15 protein-coding genes are annotated in these 16,472 nt (G+C 55.4%); 6 read left to right on the forward strand and 9 right to left on the reverse strand.

All coding sequences use genetic code 11. From position 1 onward, the window contains the following. Positions 1-59: 59 nt before the first annotated feature. Entirely contained in the window at positions 60-437 is a 378-nt protein-coding gene (locus AO068_RS15530; protein WP_058408818.1) for a DUF2784 domain-containing protein, read from the reverse strand. Between the two features lie 314 nt (positions 438-751). Between AO068_RS15530 and AO068_RS26185 the strand changes: the two genes are divergently transcribed. After that, positions 752-910 (forward strand): DUF3309 family protein, encoded by a 159-nt coding sequence (locus AO068_RS26185; RefSeq protein WP_002552554.1) that lies wholly within the window; start codon positions 752-754, stop codon positions 908-910. 105 nt (positions 911-1,015) lie between these two features. Here the strand turns inward: AO068_RS26185 and AO068_RS15535 are convergent, their stop codons facing one another. The 3 genes from AO068_RS15535 to AO068_RS15545 all read right to left on the reverse strand — a co-directional run bounded on the left by AO068_RS15535 (position 1,016) and on the right by AO068_RS15545 (position 4,073). Next, positions 1,016-2,674, reverse strand: coding sequence for a cation acetate symporter (locus tag AO068_RS15535; RefSeq protein ID WP_058400151.1), 1,659 nt, complete (start codon positions 2,672-2,674; stop codon positions 1,016-1,018). Beyond that, positions 2,671-2,982 carry a DUF485 domain-containing protein gene (locus AO068_RS15540; RefSeq protein ID WP_002552552.1) on the reverse strand — a complete coding sequence of 104 codons (312 nt, stop codon included), beginning with the start codon at positions 2,980-2,982 and terminating at the stop codon, positions 2,671-2,673. Before AO068_RS15540 ends, AO068_RS15535 begins: the two co-directional genes overlap by 4 nt. Positions 2,983-3,218: 236 nt before the next feature. Continuing rightward, entirely contained in the window at positions 3,219-4,073 is an 855-nt protein-coding gene (locus AO068_RS15545; protein ID WP_002552551.1) for a glycine betaine ABC transporter substrate-binding protein, read from the reverse strand. Between the two features lie 1,175 nt (positions 4,074-5,248). Here AO068_RS15545 and AO068_RS15555 point away from each other — a divergent pair. The 3 genes from AO068_RS15555 to AO068_RS15565 all read left to right on the forward strand — a co-directional run bounded on the left by AO068_RS15555 (position 5,249) and on the right by AO068_RS15565 (position 8,093). After that, positions 5,249-6,547, forward strand: a complete 1,299-nt coding sequence (locus AO068_RS15555; protein WP_005733991.1) for a serine protein kinase PrkA — start codon at positions 5,249-5,251, stop codon at positions 6,545-6,547. After that, entirely contained in the window at positions 6,540-7,352 is an 813-nt protein-coding gene (locus AO068_RS15560; protein ID WP_011168082.1) for an MlaA family lipoprotein, read from the forward strand. Before AO068_RS15555 ends, AO068_RS15560 begins: the two co-directional genes overlap by 8 nt. A 150-nt stretch (positions 7,353-7,502) precedes the next feature. Continuing rightward, positions 7,503-8,093 (forward strand): hypothetical protein, encoded by a 591-nt coding sequence (locus tag AO068_RS15565; RefSeq protein WP_058400148.1) that lies wholly within the window; start codon positions 7,503-7,505, stop codon positions 8,091-8,093. Between the two features lie 32 nt (positions 8,094-8,125). On the opposite strand, the gene AO068_RS15570 is transcribed toward AO068_RS15565, so the two are convergent. Continuing rightward, positions 8,126-9,034 (reverse strand): LysR family transcriptional regulator, encoded by a 909-nt coding sequence (locus tag AO068_RS15570; protein ID WP_058408819.1) that lies wholly within the window; start codon positions 9,032-9,034, stop codon positions 8,126-8,128. A gap of 110 nt (positions 9,035-9,144) precedes the next feature. On the opposite strand from AO068_RS15570, the gene AO068_RS15575 reads away from it, so the two are divergent. Next, a complete protein-coding gene (locus AO068_RS15575; RefSeq protein WP_058408820.1) occupies positions 9,145-10,347 on the forward strand; it encodes an MFS transporter in 1,203 nt (400 codons plus the stop codon). A 301-nt stretch (positions 10,348-10,648) separates the two neighbouring features. Beyond that, positions 10,649-11,725: a diguanylate cyclase gene (locus tag AO068_RS15580; protein WP_058408821.1), complete on the forward strand. Its 1,077-nt coding sequence runs from the start codon at positions 10,649-10,651 to the stop codon at positions 11,723-11,725. A 4-nt stretch (positions 11,726-11,729) separates the two neighbouring features. Here AO068_RS15580 and AO068_RS15585 read toward each other — a convergent pair whose 3' ends face one another. The 4 genes from AO068_RS15585 to AO068_RS15595 all read right to left on the reverse strand — a co-directional run bounded on the left by AO068_RS15585 (position 11,730) and on the right by AO068_RS15595 (position 16,323). Further along, entirely contained in the window at positions 11,730-12,602 is an 873-nt protein-coding gene (locus AO068_RS15585) for a hypothetical protein (protein WP_058400144.1), read from the reverse strand. A gap of 731 nt (positions 12,603-13,333) precedes the next feature. After that, positions 13,334-14,053, reverse strand: coding sequence for a hypothetical protein (locus AO068_RS15590; RefSeq protein WP_058408822.1), 720 nt, complete (start codon positions 14,051-14,053; stop codon positions 13,334-13,336). 182 nt (positions 14,054-14,235) lie between these two features. Beyond that, a complete protein-coding gene (locus AO068_RS27075; protein WP_080395025.1) occupies positions 14,236-14,505 on the reverse strand; it encodes a helix-turn-helix domain-containing protein in 270 nt (89 codons plus the stop codon). Between the two features lie 501 nt (positions 14,506-15,006). Continuing rightward, positions 15,007-16,323 carry an MFS transporter gene (locus AO068_RS15595; RefSeq protein ID WP_058408823.1) on the reverse strand — a complete coding sequence of 439 codons (1,317 nt, stop codon included), beginning with the start codon at positions 16,321-16,323 and terminating at the stop codon, positions 15,007-15,009. Positions 16,324-16,472 lie beyond the last annotated feature (149 nt).

Below are 16,472 nucleotides of genomic sequence, written 5' to 3' on the forward strand. Positions count from 1 at the left end.
CAGCCGGGGCCCTATAACCCCACCATCAAGGCGCTGAATGCCTGGAGCAAACCCGCAGCTTATGAATGCCGCACGCGTGATACGAAACGCATCAATAACAGGCCGTACACCGACACATTGACCAACAGCACTATGCCCCCCAGCCACAGCTGTATGCCCGGCGTAAGCCGGGCCGGGTAGATCAGCGGAATCAGGTAATGCTCGACGAAGCCGCCGTCATATCCCTGCTCACCGGCTGTGCTGCGCAGTGAGTTTTCCAGCGGTGTCAGCGGGCAATAGAGGTGCAGAAACTCGACCGCAGCCCCCCACGCAACTGCCGGAACGTGCAGTAATGCCAGCCACGGCCTGCTCACTACCAGCAGACCGCCGAACAGGACGAATACGATGAACAGTAGATGAAACGCGACCACGGCATCTGCCGCCACTCGATAAAACATCTGCGTACCCTCTGCTGGACTTCAATCAGGTCACCTGTGCAAATCAGCCGAGATTTTTCACGTCGTTTAGTTCAATTATTTTTAAGACTATTTTAGGCATTTCCTGTCAACTTGGACCGAATTATTGTCCGACAAAAACACATCAAGCCCATGATTTTAATGATTTTTTAGATATGTAAGAAATTATTAAAAATAGATGAAACCTTTCTTGAGCGACCGCAGTCGGATGAGTCAAGCAGGCAAATTCAATACCGTTAGGTATGAAAGTTTTTACTGCATCTGTTAACTAACTTAAATGAAAGAGGGAACTCATCATGGGCATCGGCACTATTCTTATCATCGTTCTGATTCTGTTGCTGGTTGGCGGTCTGCCGGTATTCCCGCACTCGCGCAGCTGGGGCTACGGTCCGTCGGGCATCATCGGTACTATCCTGGTGATCCTGCTGATTCTGGTATTGCTCGGCAAGATATAACCTGTTGCTTCAAGCAGCAGGCAAAGGCCCCGCCTCTTCAGGCGGGGCTTTTTTATGGCCCATGAAAAAGCAGCCCGAAGGCTGCTTCGTTCACTGCCTCAGCACTTAGTGCGAAACCGCACCGCTGGCACCCAGGCCTGTTTGTGACCGGACGAACTGCGGGTAGAACAAGGCGCGCTCGCCCTCTGCCGCTTTCGACTTGTCGGTGATGGAGAAGAACCAGATACCTACGAAGGCGATGGCGATAGAAAACAGCGCCGGGTATTCGTAAGGGAAAATGGCTTTCTCGTGATGCAGGATCTGCACCCAGATGGTTGGCCCCAGGATCATCAGCACCACGGCGCTGATCAGGCCCATCCAGCCGCCAATCATGGCGCCACGGGTGGTCAGGTTTTTCCAGTACATGGAAAGCAGCAGGATCGGGAAGTTGCAGCTTGCAGCGACCGAGAACGCCAGGCCCACCATGAACGCGATGTTCTGACTTTCGAAGGCAATACCCAGAAGGATCGCCACGACTGCCAGCGCAATGGTGGTGATTTTCGAGATACGGATCTCGTCTTTCTCGTTGGCCTTGCCCGCCTTGATCACACTGGCATACAGGTCATGGGAGACCGCCGAAGCACCTGCCAGGGTCAGACCGGCAACCACTGCCAGAATGGTGGCGAAGGCGACTGCAGAGATGAAGCCCAGGAACAGACTGCCACCGACCGCATCGGCCAGGTGAACCGCTGCCATGTTGTTACCGCCCAGCAAGGCACCCGCTGCATCCTTGAACGCCGGGTTGGTGCTGACCAGCAGGATCGCGCCAAAACCGATGATGAAGGTCAGGATGTAGAAGTAGCCGATGAAGCCGGTCGCGTACAGCACAGACTTGCGGGCTTCCTTGGCATCGCTCACGGTGAAGAAGCGCATCAGAATGTGCGGCAGGCCAGCAGTACCGAACATCAGCGCCAGACCCAGCGAGAACGCTGAAATCGGGTCTTTCACCAGACCGCCAGGGCTCATGATCGCTTCACCTTTAGGGTGAACCTTGATCGCCTCGGAGAACAGCATGTTGAAGTCGAAGTTAACGTGCTTCATGACCATCAGGGCCATGAACGACGCACCGGACAGCAACATGACCGCCTTGATGATCTGCACCCAGGTAGTGGCCAGCATGCCGCCGAACAATACGTAAAGGCACATCAGGATACCGACCAGTACCACCGCAACCGTGTAGTCCAGACCGAACAGCAGCTGGATCAGCTTGCCGGCACCGACCATTTGCGCAATCAGGTAGAACGCCACTACCACCAGCGAGCCGCAGGCGGACAAGGTGCGAATCTCTTTTTGCTTGAGGCGATACGACGCAACGTCGGCAAACGTGTATTTACCCAGGTTGCGCAAGCGTTCGGCGATCAGGAACAGAATGATCGGCCAGCCCACCAGGAAGCCGATCGAGTAGATCAGGCCGTCGTAACCGGAGGTGTAGACCAGTGCGGAAATACCCAGAAAGGACGCTGCCGACATGTAATCACCGGCAATTGCCAGACCGTTCTGGAAGCCGGTGATCTTGCCGCCTGCCGAGTAGTAGTCCGATGCGGTCTTGTTCTTTTTCGACGCCCAGTAAGTGATGTACAGCGTGAAGGCGACAAATACCACGAACATGATAATCGCGGCGATGTTCAGGGGTTGCTTCTGCACGGCGCCCGTCAATGCGTCTGCCGCCCAGAGAGTCGGCGCGAATGTGGCCAGGCCAAGTGCTGCTGATAGGCGCCGGATCATTGCTGAGCCTCCTTCAGGATGGCGTTGTTCAGGTCATCGAATTCGCCATTGGCACGGCGAACATAGATGGCGGTCAGCACAAACGCGGAGAGGATAAGCCCTACGCCTATCGGCATTCCCCAGGTAATGGTTGAAGTCGGACTCAACTTGGCCCCCAGAATATGGGGTCCGTACGCAATCAAAAGAATAAAGGCCGCATACAGGCCAAGCATGATCGCCGAGAGAATCCAGGCGAACCGCTCTCTTTTGGATACCAGCTCCTTGAAACGCGGGCTGTTTTGAATCGAGAGGTAAATGCTGTCGTTCATTGTTTTTGTCCTCGCAGCACAGATGAGATGTCACGTAACGCACTTTAGTCGGGTCCTGCGCGCACTCCAGACGACCTTAGTATTAGAACGACATTAGCCGCACATGAACCTCTTTGCACGGCACAGGTCCGCCATCAGTCAGCCTGTGCAGAAAATACCGTGATCCAGAAACGCCAAAGGCCGTCTGGCGATGGCACCAGACGGCCTTGAAACGGCTTTTGCAGAGGGCTGTAGAACTATTTAGCGGTCCATGCGGCTACCCGATCCGGGTGCTTGGCTACCCAGTCCTTGGCTGCAGCTTCAGGTTTGGCACCGTCCTGAATCGCCAGCATCACCTCTCCGATTTCATCCTTGGATGCCCACTGGAATTTTTTCAGGAAGGCCACGACCTCGGGGGCTTTTTTCTCCAGGCCAAGGCTGGCGACGTTGTCGACGGTTTCAGCTGCACCGTAAACGCCTTTAGGGTCTTCCAGGAAACGCAGTTTCCACTTGGCGAACATCCAGTGCGGTACCCAGCCGGTGACGACAATGGCTTTCTGCGCTTTCTCCGCACGAGTCAGTTCGGCAATCATGCCTGCTCCGGAACTCGCCTGCAGTTTGTAGCCGTCCAGACCGTAGTCCTTGATGGCCTGGTCCGTCTTGAGCATGACCCCTGAACCTGCATCGATCCCGGTGATCTTCTTGTTGAAGGAAGCATCGGTCTTGAGGTCTTCGATGGTCTTGGCTTTCACGTATTCAGGCACGATCAGGCCGATCTTGGCGTCCTTGAAGTTGGGCCCGTAGTTGACGACCTGATCCTTGTACTTGGTGTAGTACTCGCCGTGGGTGCCCGGAAGCCAGGCAGACAACATCAGGTCGAGCTTGTCGGTGGCCACGGCCTGCCACATGATCCCGGCCGCGACCGATTGCAGTTTGACGTCGTAGCCAAGCTTCTGCTTGATCACTTCGGAAGCCACGAAGGTGGTGGCGACGCTGTCGGACCAGCCTTCCACATAGCCGATGGTCAGGGTCTTGGTTTCAGCAATCGCCAGCGTGGAGCTGACAGCAAGCACCAGAGCGGCACCCGCCCCCAGTATTTTTCGCATCATCATTGTCGCTTCCCCGGAAGTCTGCACCGACGGTTGTCGGCACTGGTTAACGTTGTTTTCAAGACCGCACCCACGCCCGGCTTTGGGGCACGCTGCGCCCTGCACGTTTTGATCGCTGCCACGCGCAGTGACACGCACCGCAACGCCACCTTGATCATCGACTTGCTGCGCAAGCAGACATGCTCTGTCTGCGACACCGGGGCAACGGGAAACGACAACAACGAGCCATCAGCGACAACGCCCACCTAAAAACGTCTTGCCCGACCCTGCCTGTACCTTTCAGAACGGTTTGCGTACGCGCCCCACACACACATCGATACGATCGTCGTATAGACGCAGGAGATCTGCGGCGCACCACCCTGTCTCATTCAGCAAAGGAAACAGGATGTGTTACCGCAGCCTCGTGAACCACGCTTCGAACGGGTAACACGGAAACATTTTTAACGGCGTCAGGCCCGCATGAGCGATGCCAATAATCGTAAGCTTATGATTTAAAAGCACTTTAGAAAGTTGGCACAGCTTCTGCTATCTCTCTTGTACAACAAAAACAAGAAACGAAGCGGCAAACCAATAAGAACAAGACGTAACGGCTCTGACATAACAAGAACAAAACGGACAGAGGCGCAGCTAACAGATTTTTTTGGAGTGGATCAGCTTTACAGGGACCTTTCGGTGAAGGGCCTCGCGACCGGACAGAGAACAATAAAACTACCTTCAGGTAGCTCCCGAACCGGTGGGATCACGATGTTGTGCAGACAGGTGATTAAAGCGAGTCAGCGCTCAAAAAAATACGTTTGCTCTTGACCCCGAATGGGGGTCGCCCAACAACGCTGTAAAGGGACTGGCCATCAACAACAATAACAGGCCGCCCTACAACAATAAAAAGAGCAGGTAAAACACATTGGAGGAGAGCTACGGCTCTCCTTTGTGTTTTTCGTCCCCAGGAAGCTGCAGCGTAGCGGCATGTAGCGGCAGTCAGTCCCCCGCCTGTATGGTCAAACCGAGCCAATCTACGTCGCCTGCGAAAAATAAACCGCATAACTGCATTGCAAATTCCAAAGAACGTGTATTGTTCCGTCATAATTTACACGGTTAACCGGTGGATGCGGCACTTTGGCACTACACCTTGGTCATAGCCTGCGTATCTCATCAGCACTTCTTTCCCAAGGGATTTAGTCATGCTCCGTTTTCTGCGCTTCGCTACCGTTATAGGTGGCTTGTGTTTAAGTGCGTCCGCTCTGGCAACCACCGTCGACTCTGCCACCTATGGCTACCCGCTGACTAATCCGTTTGAAGCGACCATTGCGACCACACCGCCCGATCTGCGCCCCGATCTGCCTGACGATGAAGACATCGATCAGGACGTCTACACCCTGAACCTGCATCCCGAGCGCGAGTTCACCCTGCCGGACAACTTCTGGGCGGTAAAAAAACTGCACTATCGCCTGGCGAAGCAGGACCACGCTGCCCCGCTGATCTTCCTGATCGCCGGCACAGGCGCGCCGTATAACAGCACCATCAATGAATTCCTGAAAAAGCTCTATTACGGCGCGGGCTACCACGTCGTACAGCTGTCTTCGCCCACCAGCTACGACTTCATGAGTTCGGCATCGCGCTTTGCCACTCCTGGCGTGTCCACCGACGACGCAGAAGACATTTATCGCGTCATGCAGGCCATTCGTGCCCAGCAGGCGCAATTGCCGGTGACCGACTATTACCTGACCGGTTACAGCCTCGGCGCACTGAATGCCGCCTTCGTCAGCAAGCTGGATGAAACCCGCCGCAGCTTCAACTTCAAGAAAGTGCTGCTGCTCAACCCGCCGGTCAACCTTTACACCTCGATCAGCAACCTCGACAAACTGGTGCAAACCAACGTCAAGGGCATCAACAACACCACCACGTTCTATGAACTGGTGCTGGCCAAGCTGACCCGTTACTTCCGGCAAAAGGGTTACATCGACCTTAACGATGCACTGTTGTTCGACTTCCAGCAGTCCAAGCAGCATTTGACCAACGAGCAGATGGCGATGCTGATCGGTACCTCGTTCCGCTTCTCGTCTGCCGATATCGCGTTCACCTCGGACCTGATCAACCGCCGCGGTCTGATCACGCCACCGAAATTCCCTATTTCTGAAGGCACCAGCCTGACGCCGTTCCTCAAGCGTGCCCTGCAATGCGACTTCGATTGCTACCTGACCGAACAGGTCATTCCGATGTGGCGCGCCCGCACTGACGGCGGTAGCCTGCTGCAGCTGGTCGATCAGGTCAGCCTTTACGCCCTCAAGGATTACCTGCACAGCAACACCAAGATTGCCGTCATGCACAACGCTGACGATGTGATTCTGGGCTCGGGTGATCTGGGCTTCCTGCGCAAGACCTTCGGGGATCGTCTGACCGTTTATCCGTACGGCGGGCATTGCGGCAACCTTAATTACCGCGTCAACACCGACGCCATGCTGGAGTTTTTCCGTGGCTAAACGTCTTTTACTTCTTGCCGCTCTGCTCTGTGCCGGCACAGTCCAGGCCGCTGACGCGGATACCAGCAACAAGGCTCAGCACCCGGCCACTGTGGCCCGTCAGACCGATGCTGACGGTTTCACCCAGCCGCTGAAGTCGTTGCAATTCAACCCGGGGCTGGATCAGCGTGAGTTCGAGCGCGCCTCCATCAACGCGCTGGAAGTCTACGACCCGCTGGAATCCTGGAACCGTCGGGTGTACCACTTCAACTACCGCTTTGATGAATGGGTGTTCCTGCCGGTCGTGGACGGCTATCGCTACATCACACCCGGCTTCGTGCGCAGCGGCGTGAGCAACTTTTTCAGTAACCTGGGCGACATCTCCAACCTGCTGAACAGCCTGCTGCAGTTCAAGGGCGAGCGTTCGCTGGACACCACTGGCCGTCTGCTGCTCAACACCACCATCGGCATCGCCGGTCTGTGGGACCCGGCGACCATGATGGGGCTACCGCGCCAGAGCGAAGACTTCGGTCAGACGCTGGGCTTCTATGGTGTTCCCGCCGGCCCTTATCTGGTGTTGCCATTGTTCGGCCCATCGAACCTGCGTGACACTGGCGGCATGCTGTTCGACTACACGGCTGAAAACCAGATCAACTTCCTGAACGTTGCCGAAGTCAGCGACGACCATCCGGAAATCACCGTGCTGCGTGCGATTGACCGCCGGTATGTCACAAGCTTCCGCTATGGCCAGCTGAACTCGCCATTCGAGTACGAGAAGGTGCGTTACGTCTATACCGAGTCGCGCAAACTGCAGATCGCCGAATAAGCGAAACGCAGCAAAAGGACGGCCAGCCAGAGTGATCTTGCTGGTCGTTTTTTTATGGGCACTTTTACCTGCCGGGCCACTCACATTCCTCGGGCACACAGGCCTCGATCCATTTACTCGATCCATTTAACAGACAAAAAAGGAATTTCCATGCGGTCTTTCGGTTTCAAGGCAATCGTTGTGTGTGTCGCGCTGGCAGCCTGCCAGAGCATGGTCAGCGTTCAGGCGGCGACCAAGCCCCAAGCGGCTGCGCCTGCCGCCGCTGCGGTACAAAAGGCTTCGTTGCTGGGTGGCAAACTGGCGTTTACCATTCCTGCGGGCTACGTGCAGGGCGAGATGCCCGAGATTGACGCGAAGGCCAAGGCTCAGGGGGTAACGGGTGCGCTTTACACCAACGCCGCTGAAAAGCGCGTGCTGATCGTTACCGAGACGCCTATGCCAATGGGCGTCCAGGCCAGCGACAACGACGGTGTAGTGCTTGATGGCCTGGTCACCGGGATACTTGCCCAGCAAAGTACCGGCTACAAGGACTTCAAAAAGCTGGGCGACAAGAAGATCGTCAAGAAGAACGGTCTGGGTGTCCGGCAGCTGGATACCTCGGCGACCATGAGCGACGCCCAGGTTCTGAGCACCTCGATCATTGCCGCTTCGGGTACACGCGCAGCCGTGCTGAACGTGGTCTCCAACGCGAAGAACCCGAAGGAACACGCAGCGCTGGTGAAAGCCGTCATAGGCGAATGATTCGAGCATCGGGTGGCTCTGACCAGCGTGGCTTAATCCACCCGCAACGCCTCTGACAATCGCTCGACCAGCGCCTGCACCTTGGGCAATGACTCGCGGTTGCGCGGCCAGGCCAGATGCAGCGCCAAACCGTCAGTGGCCAGCTGTGGAAGAATCTCCACCAGCTCGCCACGCTGCAACTGCTCCCTGATCAGCCAGGTTGCCAACTGAGCAATGCCCCACGCCGAAGTCACCGCAGCCACCTGGGCTTCGCCGTTGCCGATAACCAGCCGCGCTTCGACAGCGCGCGCCTCCCGCTGCCCTTGGTCGTCAACAAACAACCAGGGGCTGGTGCTGCCATCGCCACGACCAAACATAATGCACGCGTGACTGGCGAGGTCCTCGAACGTCGTCGGTACGCCGTGGCGCTCCAGATAAGCCGGTGCCGCGCAGAAGATCACCCGTTCGGTGCCCAGGTAACGGTGCGCCACGCCCGCTGGCCAGACAGGTGGACCGCCGATGCGCACGGCCAGGTCGATACCTTCCTCAAGAATGTCGACGAAACGATCAGTGAAGGTTATCCGCGGGCGCAGCTTGTGATGCTGCCCGGTGAAGGCGAGGATCAGCGGCAGCACGTGCAAACGACCAAAGGTCGCAGGCAGATCGATACGCAATTGTCCGGCAGGTTCTGTGCGCTGCGCCGCCAATGCGGTTTCGGCAGCCTCCAGATCGGCAAGCATGCGCGTGCACACAGCGTGATAGGCCGCCCCCTCCTCGGTCAGCGCCAGACTTCGGGTAGTGCGCCCGAACAGACGCATGCCCAGGCGGCTCTCCAGGCGTGCAACGCTTTTGCTGACTGCGGAATTGGTCAGACTCAAGCGGTCAGCGGCTGCCGTAAAGCTCCCTGCATTGGCAACGGCGACAAACGTTTCGATGCCCTTGAGGCGGTCGGTGGACAGCACGTGGATTACCCATTAGTGAATTCAATTCCGCAATGTAATGAATATTTGCCAAAGATAGGAATCCTTTTCTTCAATAAGCTGGCGAACTTATTTTTTCATGGGTTCGTATCATGCCGTCTCTGGAAACTGCCGCCTCCGGCACCAAGAGCGAAAGCTCGACCGGTGCAGGCTTGTCCATCGCGATTCTGGCGCTGGCTGGCTTCGTAATCGTTACCACCGAATTTCTCATCATAGGACTGCTGCCTTCACTGGCCCGCGATCTGGGAATTTCTATTTCTACAGCCGGTTTGCTGGTTACGCTATTCGCCTTCACCGTGATGCTGTTTGGCCCGCCGCTGACAGCCATGCTTTCGCACCTGGACCGCAAGCGTACGTTCATCGTCATCCTGCTGATCTTCGCGGCCTCCAACGCTCTGGCTGCGGTGTCGAGCAACATCTGGGTGCTGGCACTGGCGCGATTCATTCCGGCACTGGCGCTGCCGGTGTTCTGGGGTACCGCCAGTGAAACCGCAAGCCTGCTGGCCGGACCGAAGCGCGCCGGCAAGGCAGTGGCGCAGGTCTACCTCGGTATCTCCGCCGCCATGCTGTTCGGTATCCCGCTGGGCACCGTATTTGCCGATGCAGTGGGCTGGCGCGGCGCGTTCTGGGCGCTGACGCTGCTGTCTGCATTAATGGCAGTGTTACTGGCGTTGTCGATGCCACGCATTGAACCTACCGCAAAGGTCGGCCTCGCCGAGCAGGCAAAAATCCTGCGTGATCCGCTGTTCCTCGCCAACTTGCTGCTGTCCATCTTGCTGTTCACTGCCATGTTCGGGGCTTACACCTACCTGGCAGATACACTAGAACGCATCGCAGGTATCGAGTCGGCTCAAGTGGGCTGGTGGTTGATGGGCTTCGGCGCGGTCGGCCTGATCGGTAATGCACTGGGGGGACGTTATGTGGACCGCAGCCCGCTCGGCTCGACCATGGCCTTTGCGCTGCTGCTCGCACTGGGCATGACCGCAAGCGTACCCGCCGCAGGCTCCATGCCGCTGCTGGCCGTGGTGCTGGTGATTTGGGGCATTGCTCACACAGCGTTGTTCCCTATCTGTCAGATCAGGGTGATGAAAGCGGCACCGCAGGCCCAGGCATTGGCAGGAACCTTGAATGTCTCGGCGGCCAATGCAGGTATAGGTCTGGGATCGATCATTGGCGGCCTGACCATTGAGCATCTGGGCCTGAATGCGGTGGGGTATGTCGCAGCCGTCGTTGCGTTACTGGCCATTGCAGTTGCCTGGATGACCGGGATTCAGAAAAACAAGGCCGGCGCATAAACTGGCCCGGCTCGATTAGCCGGATATCACCGGGCAGTACTTTTGCAAAGACGCAACTGCACTGCCCGGTTATTCCAGAGTGTCGCTGCTGGTATGTTTCGTCATATTTTTGAACCTGTTTCCTGGCTGTTTTTGTCAGTTAATTGACTCCGAAACAGGCAAGCCTTCCCGATGTGCAGCTAATTGACACTGCACTGCAAAATGCTCTTCCCATGACACTGGCGAACGCTCAAACTCCAGCCTTTCGGTCAAGGAGTCATGGTTTCTGACCGATTCAAGACGTTATGTCCGGTAAGGAACTATGAGCTCATATCACCGCAAGGGACTGGCATTCGCCAAGCGGATCTACGCGCCGAGATCACTCGGTGTCAGCGTTGGCTTTATTACTGTCGCTGTGTCTTTGTATTACGTGAATGCTGCACACTGGCTTTGGACACTGGCGCTGCTCAATGCCCTGATCTGGCCGCATGTTGCTTACCAGATTGCGAAAAAATCGCGCGAACCCTATCAGGCTGAATGGCGCAATCTACTCTTCGACTCGCTGATGGGCGGGTTCTGGATTGGCGCGATGGGCTTCAGTGCCGTGCCCAGCGTTACGGTCATCGCAATGATGGCCATGCATAACATGGCTGCTGCCGGGCCACGCCTGATGCTGCAAGGCTTGTGCGCACAGGCGCTGGGGGTGCTGATCTCGCTTGCCGTGCTTAACCCCGTAGTCAATCTGCATGGCAACATTGCACAGATCTACGCCTGCCTTCCCGTCCTGGTGATTTACCCTATTTTCATCGGCTGGATGAGCCATCAGGTCACCCTGAAGCTCTGGGAGCATCGCAACATCCTGCGCAAAATAAGCCGTACCGACAGCCTCACCGGACTGCTCAATCATGGCGCATGGAAAGACCTGCTTGATCTGGAGTACGCAAAAAGCCAGAACCAGCATCAGCAGTGCGTCATCGCACTGATCGACATTGACCATTTCAAGGTCATCAACGATACCTACGGCCACCTCATGGGCGACACCGTGCTGCAGAACATCAGCGAAGCACTGATGGAAAACCTGCGGGACTCGGATTTGATCGGACGTTGTGGCGGAGATGAGTTCTGCGTCATTCTGCCGGACACCCGCTTGTTTCAAGCGAGGGAAATCCTGGAGCGCACGCGTCTGGCGATAGATGAAATGAGCTACTCTTTGCAGCGCGATCTCAAGGTCAGCCTGAGTATCGGCATAGCCGCCTATTCTCCTGAACTGCCGGATGCCTCATCCTGGTTGCACGAAGCAGACAAGGCGCTGTACCTCGCCAAAAGCACCGGTCGCAACTGCGTGGCCAGCGCTCAGGATATGCCGTCAGAGCTCCAGCCACTGAGTGCCGATGCCTGACCGGTCAACGCCGGTTCTTGAACAGGACGTCAAACAGGGATGAGAAGTTCTTGATGCCCATTGCCTTCATGAACGAGTTGCGCATGTCTTCTCGCAGGCTTTCCAGGGTGATTTCCTTGGGTTTTGCGGTTTTTTGAGCGGGGATGCCTGTTTCCCGAATGTCACCCTCGCCAGGGGCGTACTTTTCCTTTGACAGAGTTCTAATGTAGTCGTTTTTCTGGCTTTTATAGGTAGCATAGTCAGGTCCAAGTTGCTGGTCCCTTTCCCCCGACGTCGAAAAACGATTGATGACTTTTTCCATGAACTCAAAGTGGTTGTGACCAAGGGCACCGTAGTCTTTGTCCGTGATAAAACGAATAAAACCCTGATCCAGCCGTGTCGTTGTTAAAGCGCTTCCCTCACTAATACGCTTGGCCGTCGCCGCATTTGTATCTGTAAAACTGTAAAAGACCTTGTGCCCTTCCATGTCATAGGTCTTGCCTTGGTTATGACGAGACCAGATCCTTCCATCGTCTTTCTCCCTGTAGGATGCCAGCCCAAACGCCAAGTCATCGACGTAGAAAAGATCAGCCCCCTGATCTCTGGCCCACTCATAAACCTCGCCAAGAAGCCTCCGGTCATCCCGTGTTAAAAAAGAGGTTTCAGGCATGGACGTGCCGCACTCTGCCTTACCCAGCATGGGTGCTGGAAATTTAGGGTCTGTCAGTCCGAAAATTCTCTGCTTGAGAATCGCCCCGCCACTGATTGTCACGGAGGGGTCCAGAAAGTTTGTATGACTGGATGAGTTAGCAAGAACGGGTATTTTTTTAGAGGCTATTTTTTCATCGAGTTGCCTTGCTGTTACCAGCGCTTCTATTCCAGAGCTGATTACCCGCATAAAGTGGACTCCTGGCCTATAGAACCCCTGACGTTTATCGTCAGGGGTCGACAATCAATACGTTAAATGAAAGGTGACTGTTTCCGCCCCCAACGGCTTACTTTGCCAAGGTCCACTTTCAGCGTTGTGCCGAATGATCACATCCGACGCGTAGCTAAAACCGAGATTATTGAAGAGCTCAGTACTACCTGGAGCGCCAGGAATAATAGTTACACAATCGATATCGTGCACACCCGTGGTTCGAAAGCAAAGATTGGCGCGCTCACCTTTACTGTCCGGAAATGATGTCGCCGTCCATGAGATTTTCCGCAATCGGGAGTTATTGGCCGCCCCGCGAGGGTAATCGGACAATCTCAACTGGTGCCTGGAGAATGCATTATGCCCAGGTCCGTTTATAGTCGTAGGTGTTCTTGTAGTTGTCACCGAGTAATCTGCAGCCTGACTGGCCGAAGACAAAAACAACAGCAACAGCAACAGAGGTACTATTTTTTTCATAACACTTTTCCCAATGATTTATCATTAAAAACACGCGGCATTTGCGATTCTTCTTACTACTCTTTTATTGTATAAGCCACTGATAAAAACATGCGGTATTTAATGCTACGCCTTCAAAAAGCTCGAAAAAATTTAAAACCATTACTGAAAAAATCGTAAACCCCGAACAGCTTTATATATCCATATCAAATACTTTTCAGAAAAAGCCTTAGCCCGTGGACATCCAGGGCGGGTTCTCAATCAATCGAAAACTCAAAAAAGGAAAGATTTTCCAACAGCCATGCAGGGGTATGCACTTCAAGCAGTGCGCTAATGGGCTGCTCCATGATCAACTTGCCGTAGAGGGTTTCTTCCTGCTCCAGATGGGCAAGCTGGGTGGCGCGATAATTGAGCGGGTAGATGCTCTTTTCGATCGGCAGTAATCGGTCGAAGTGTTCGAGCAAGCCGTGGAAGACGATTCGTCGCTCGACTGTGTTCCGTGTGGTGGCAATGAGTTTGACGAAGTACTCACTGTCCTGGTGCCGCAGTGCTTCACCGGCAGTGTAACGCTCGACCAGCGTGTGCAGCGATTCGTCATCGAACACGATGCAACACAGGTCTTCGCGCAACAGGCCTTTGAACGGGTTGTCGACCGCTGGCCGGCGGCCGTGCAAGCCCAGGATGAACTGTACAGCCTGCTCGGCCAGCCACTTGCGCTTGCGCCCCTCAAGCCGCTCGACCTCTTCGATCAACGGGGCCTGGCGTCCATGCGAACGAACCTGTCGGCAGAGCTTGGCAAACAGGCCAACGGGGCCGGACAGTTTTTTCTGTTGCTCGGCAAGTTGCGTTACCGAAAGTGCCGACTGCCGGGTTGCCAGGCGATGGAAGTCTGTTGTGAGATTCAAACCGGGCCGATGCGGATCCAGCCGCAATGACTGATCGGACTCAGACCGGCCCCGAACAAAACAAACAGTCATGATTGCTCCTTTTTATTTTTTACGGTTTGCCGTAAGGACGGACTTTAGAACCATCTGTTCCGGGCAACCAGATAGCCGACCACCGGAAATCAACCGTAGTGCAATAGTGAAATTATTGACCTTGGGGCACTGTCCCGATAACGCTGATCGCCCTGACAAGATGTGTTCTGTGACAAGACACATTATGTATGTGCTGACTCGCTGCACAATCCGACAGATGTAGGGGGTCGGTTACTTTTTCCCGGAAGCCATAAAGAAACACAACGCGCCATGAGCTCGACACGGGTCTTTACACGGCTCTTTCTTAGTAGCGAAGACACGTGATCACGAACCGTATAGTCACTGATACGGAGCTGCCTGGCGATTTCCTTGTTCGTACAGCCCTGCAACAGCAGGCCAAGAACCTCTTGCTCTCTCATTGTCACCTCCATGCTACTTCCCCTTGCCATCATTTTGCCCTAGAGCAAATTTGTAGGATGTTTCATACACACGTCTTCCATGACCTAAAAAGTAAATCGGCACAGAAATGACCTAAAAAGTAAATCGGCACAGAAATCATTTTATTTAGTATTGTTTTTCATTAAACCCGAATAAAAACCAAAACCTTGCCAAAAACAAAGACCTGTAAGAATAATCGTTAATTAATAAACGACTGAAGAAATCTCCTACAGAAAATACAGAAAAATTACGACTATCAATTTAATGAAATCATAAATAACCCGCCAGCCGAGCCACGCTGGAATCGTGGCAGGCAAGAGCACACCCGCTCAATAAATAAAAATAATATAGAAGGGCGCAAGATAGACTTGAGCAAACAGAATTACAATCACTTGTTACAATTGACAGCGCCTGACTTGAGGAACTTTCTTGATATGTTTCATTTGCGAAAGCCGCCCACAGAGATGAGCGGCTGCGTGCGAGAAAGAGGCGCGCCAGCAGGAACAGGCTTGGCGCTATCCGCTTCTGCCGGTTGCAAGGTCATCTACCACTACACCCCGGCGCAGGCCGAATACCGCTGCGGTCGTCAGACCCACAACCCCCATGACCAGGCTGTAAAGCACGCAAACCCAGATATTCCAGGGCATCAGCGCGATGAGCAGCAATGGCGTGGTACTCGCCCAAAAAGCGTAGGCAATGTTGTAAGTGAACGAGATGCCTGACACACGAATGTTCGCAGGGAACAGTCCGACCATGACCGAAGGCACCACGCCGACAACCCCGCAGGCCAGCCCTGCAATGGCGTAGGCGATACCCAGCGGCATCCATTGCTGGATGAGGCTGGCGTAAAGCACGCCTATACCCAGCGGCAGCAGCAGGCTGTAGATGATGACCCCGCGCCACGCACCGATGCGGTCAACCAGCATGCCTGCCAGCACGCAGCCGACATTGAGGAAGACGATGCCCACTGCGCTCAGCGCGAAGGTATTGCTGGCGCTGATCCCGAAGCGCTGCTGCATGACCGTCGGGGTAATCACCACCAGCACGACCACCGCGGACGTCAGCACAAACGTCAACAGGGCGGCAGGCAGCAAGGATTGGCGATGATCGCGCAGGACCTGGCCAAGCGGCAGTGCAGGCAGGTTTTCACGCTGGGCGTGCATGGCGATGAACACTGGCGTTTCGTTCAGCCAGCGACGCAGCCAGACACCCACTACACCGAAAACGCCGCCAAGCAGAAACGGAATGCGCCACGCCCAGTCAAGGATCTCACCCGGGCTGAAGACCCTTGCCAGCCATGTTGCGGTCAGCGCACCGAGCAGGTATCCAAACGTCAGACCGGCTTGCAAAACCCCGAGTGCGTAGCCGCGATGCCCCTGGGGTGCATGCTCTGCCACGAAGACCCAGGCACTGGGTACCTCGCCGCCGACCGCTGCGCCTTGCAGAATGCGTAACGCCAGCAGCACCAACGGCGCCCAGTAACCGATCTGTGCGTAGGTGGGCATGATGCCGATCAGCAGACAAGGCAGGGCCATCATCAGAATGCTCAGGCTGAACACCCGCTTGCGTCCCAGCCGGTCGGCAAAATGCGCCATCAGAATGCCGCCCAGCGGGCGTGCGAGATAGCCGGTCACGAAGATCCCGAAGCTTTGCAGCAGACGCAGCCACTCGGGCATGTCGGGCGGAAAAAACAGCTGGCTGAGGGTCAGTGCAAAGAATACGAAAATGATGAAATCGTAGATTTCCAGCGCGCCACCCAGCGCCGCAAGACCCAGGGTCTTGTAGTCGGCTCTGCTGAAGGACTGGGGAGTGGATTGAACGATGGCCGTCATGAAGCCCCCGAAACATGGCTGAAAAAAGCGCCTGGCGCTCACAGGGCGCGAAGAATAGCAAAGCTTGCGGGCGCACTGATACGGAGCTGAGGCCTGTAGCGGGAACGATGATCGCAACTATCGTGCGGCGCTCCGCGTCGCATGCCGTT

This window comes from Pseudomonas sp. ICMP 3272 (assembly GCF_001466905.1).
In the GTDB taxonomy this organism is placed as follows: domain Bacteria; phylum Pseudomonadota; class Gammaproteobacteria; order Pseudomonadales; family Pseudomonadaceae; genus Aquipseudomonas; species Aquipseudomonas amygdali.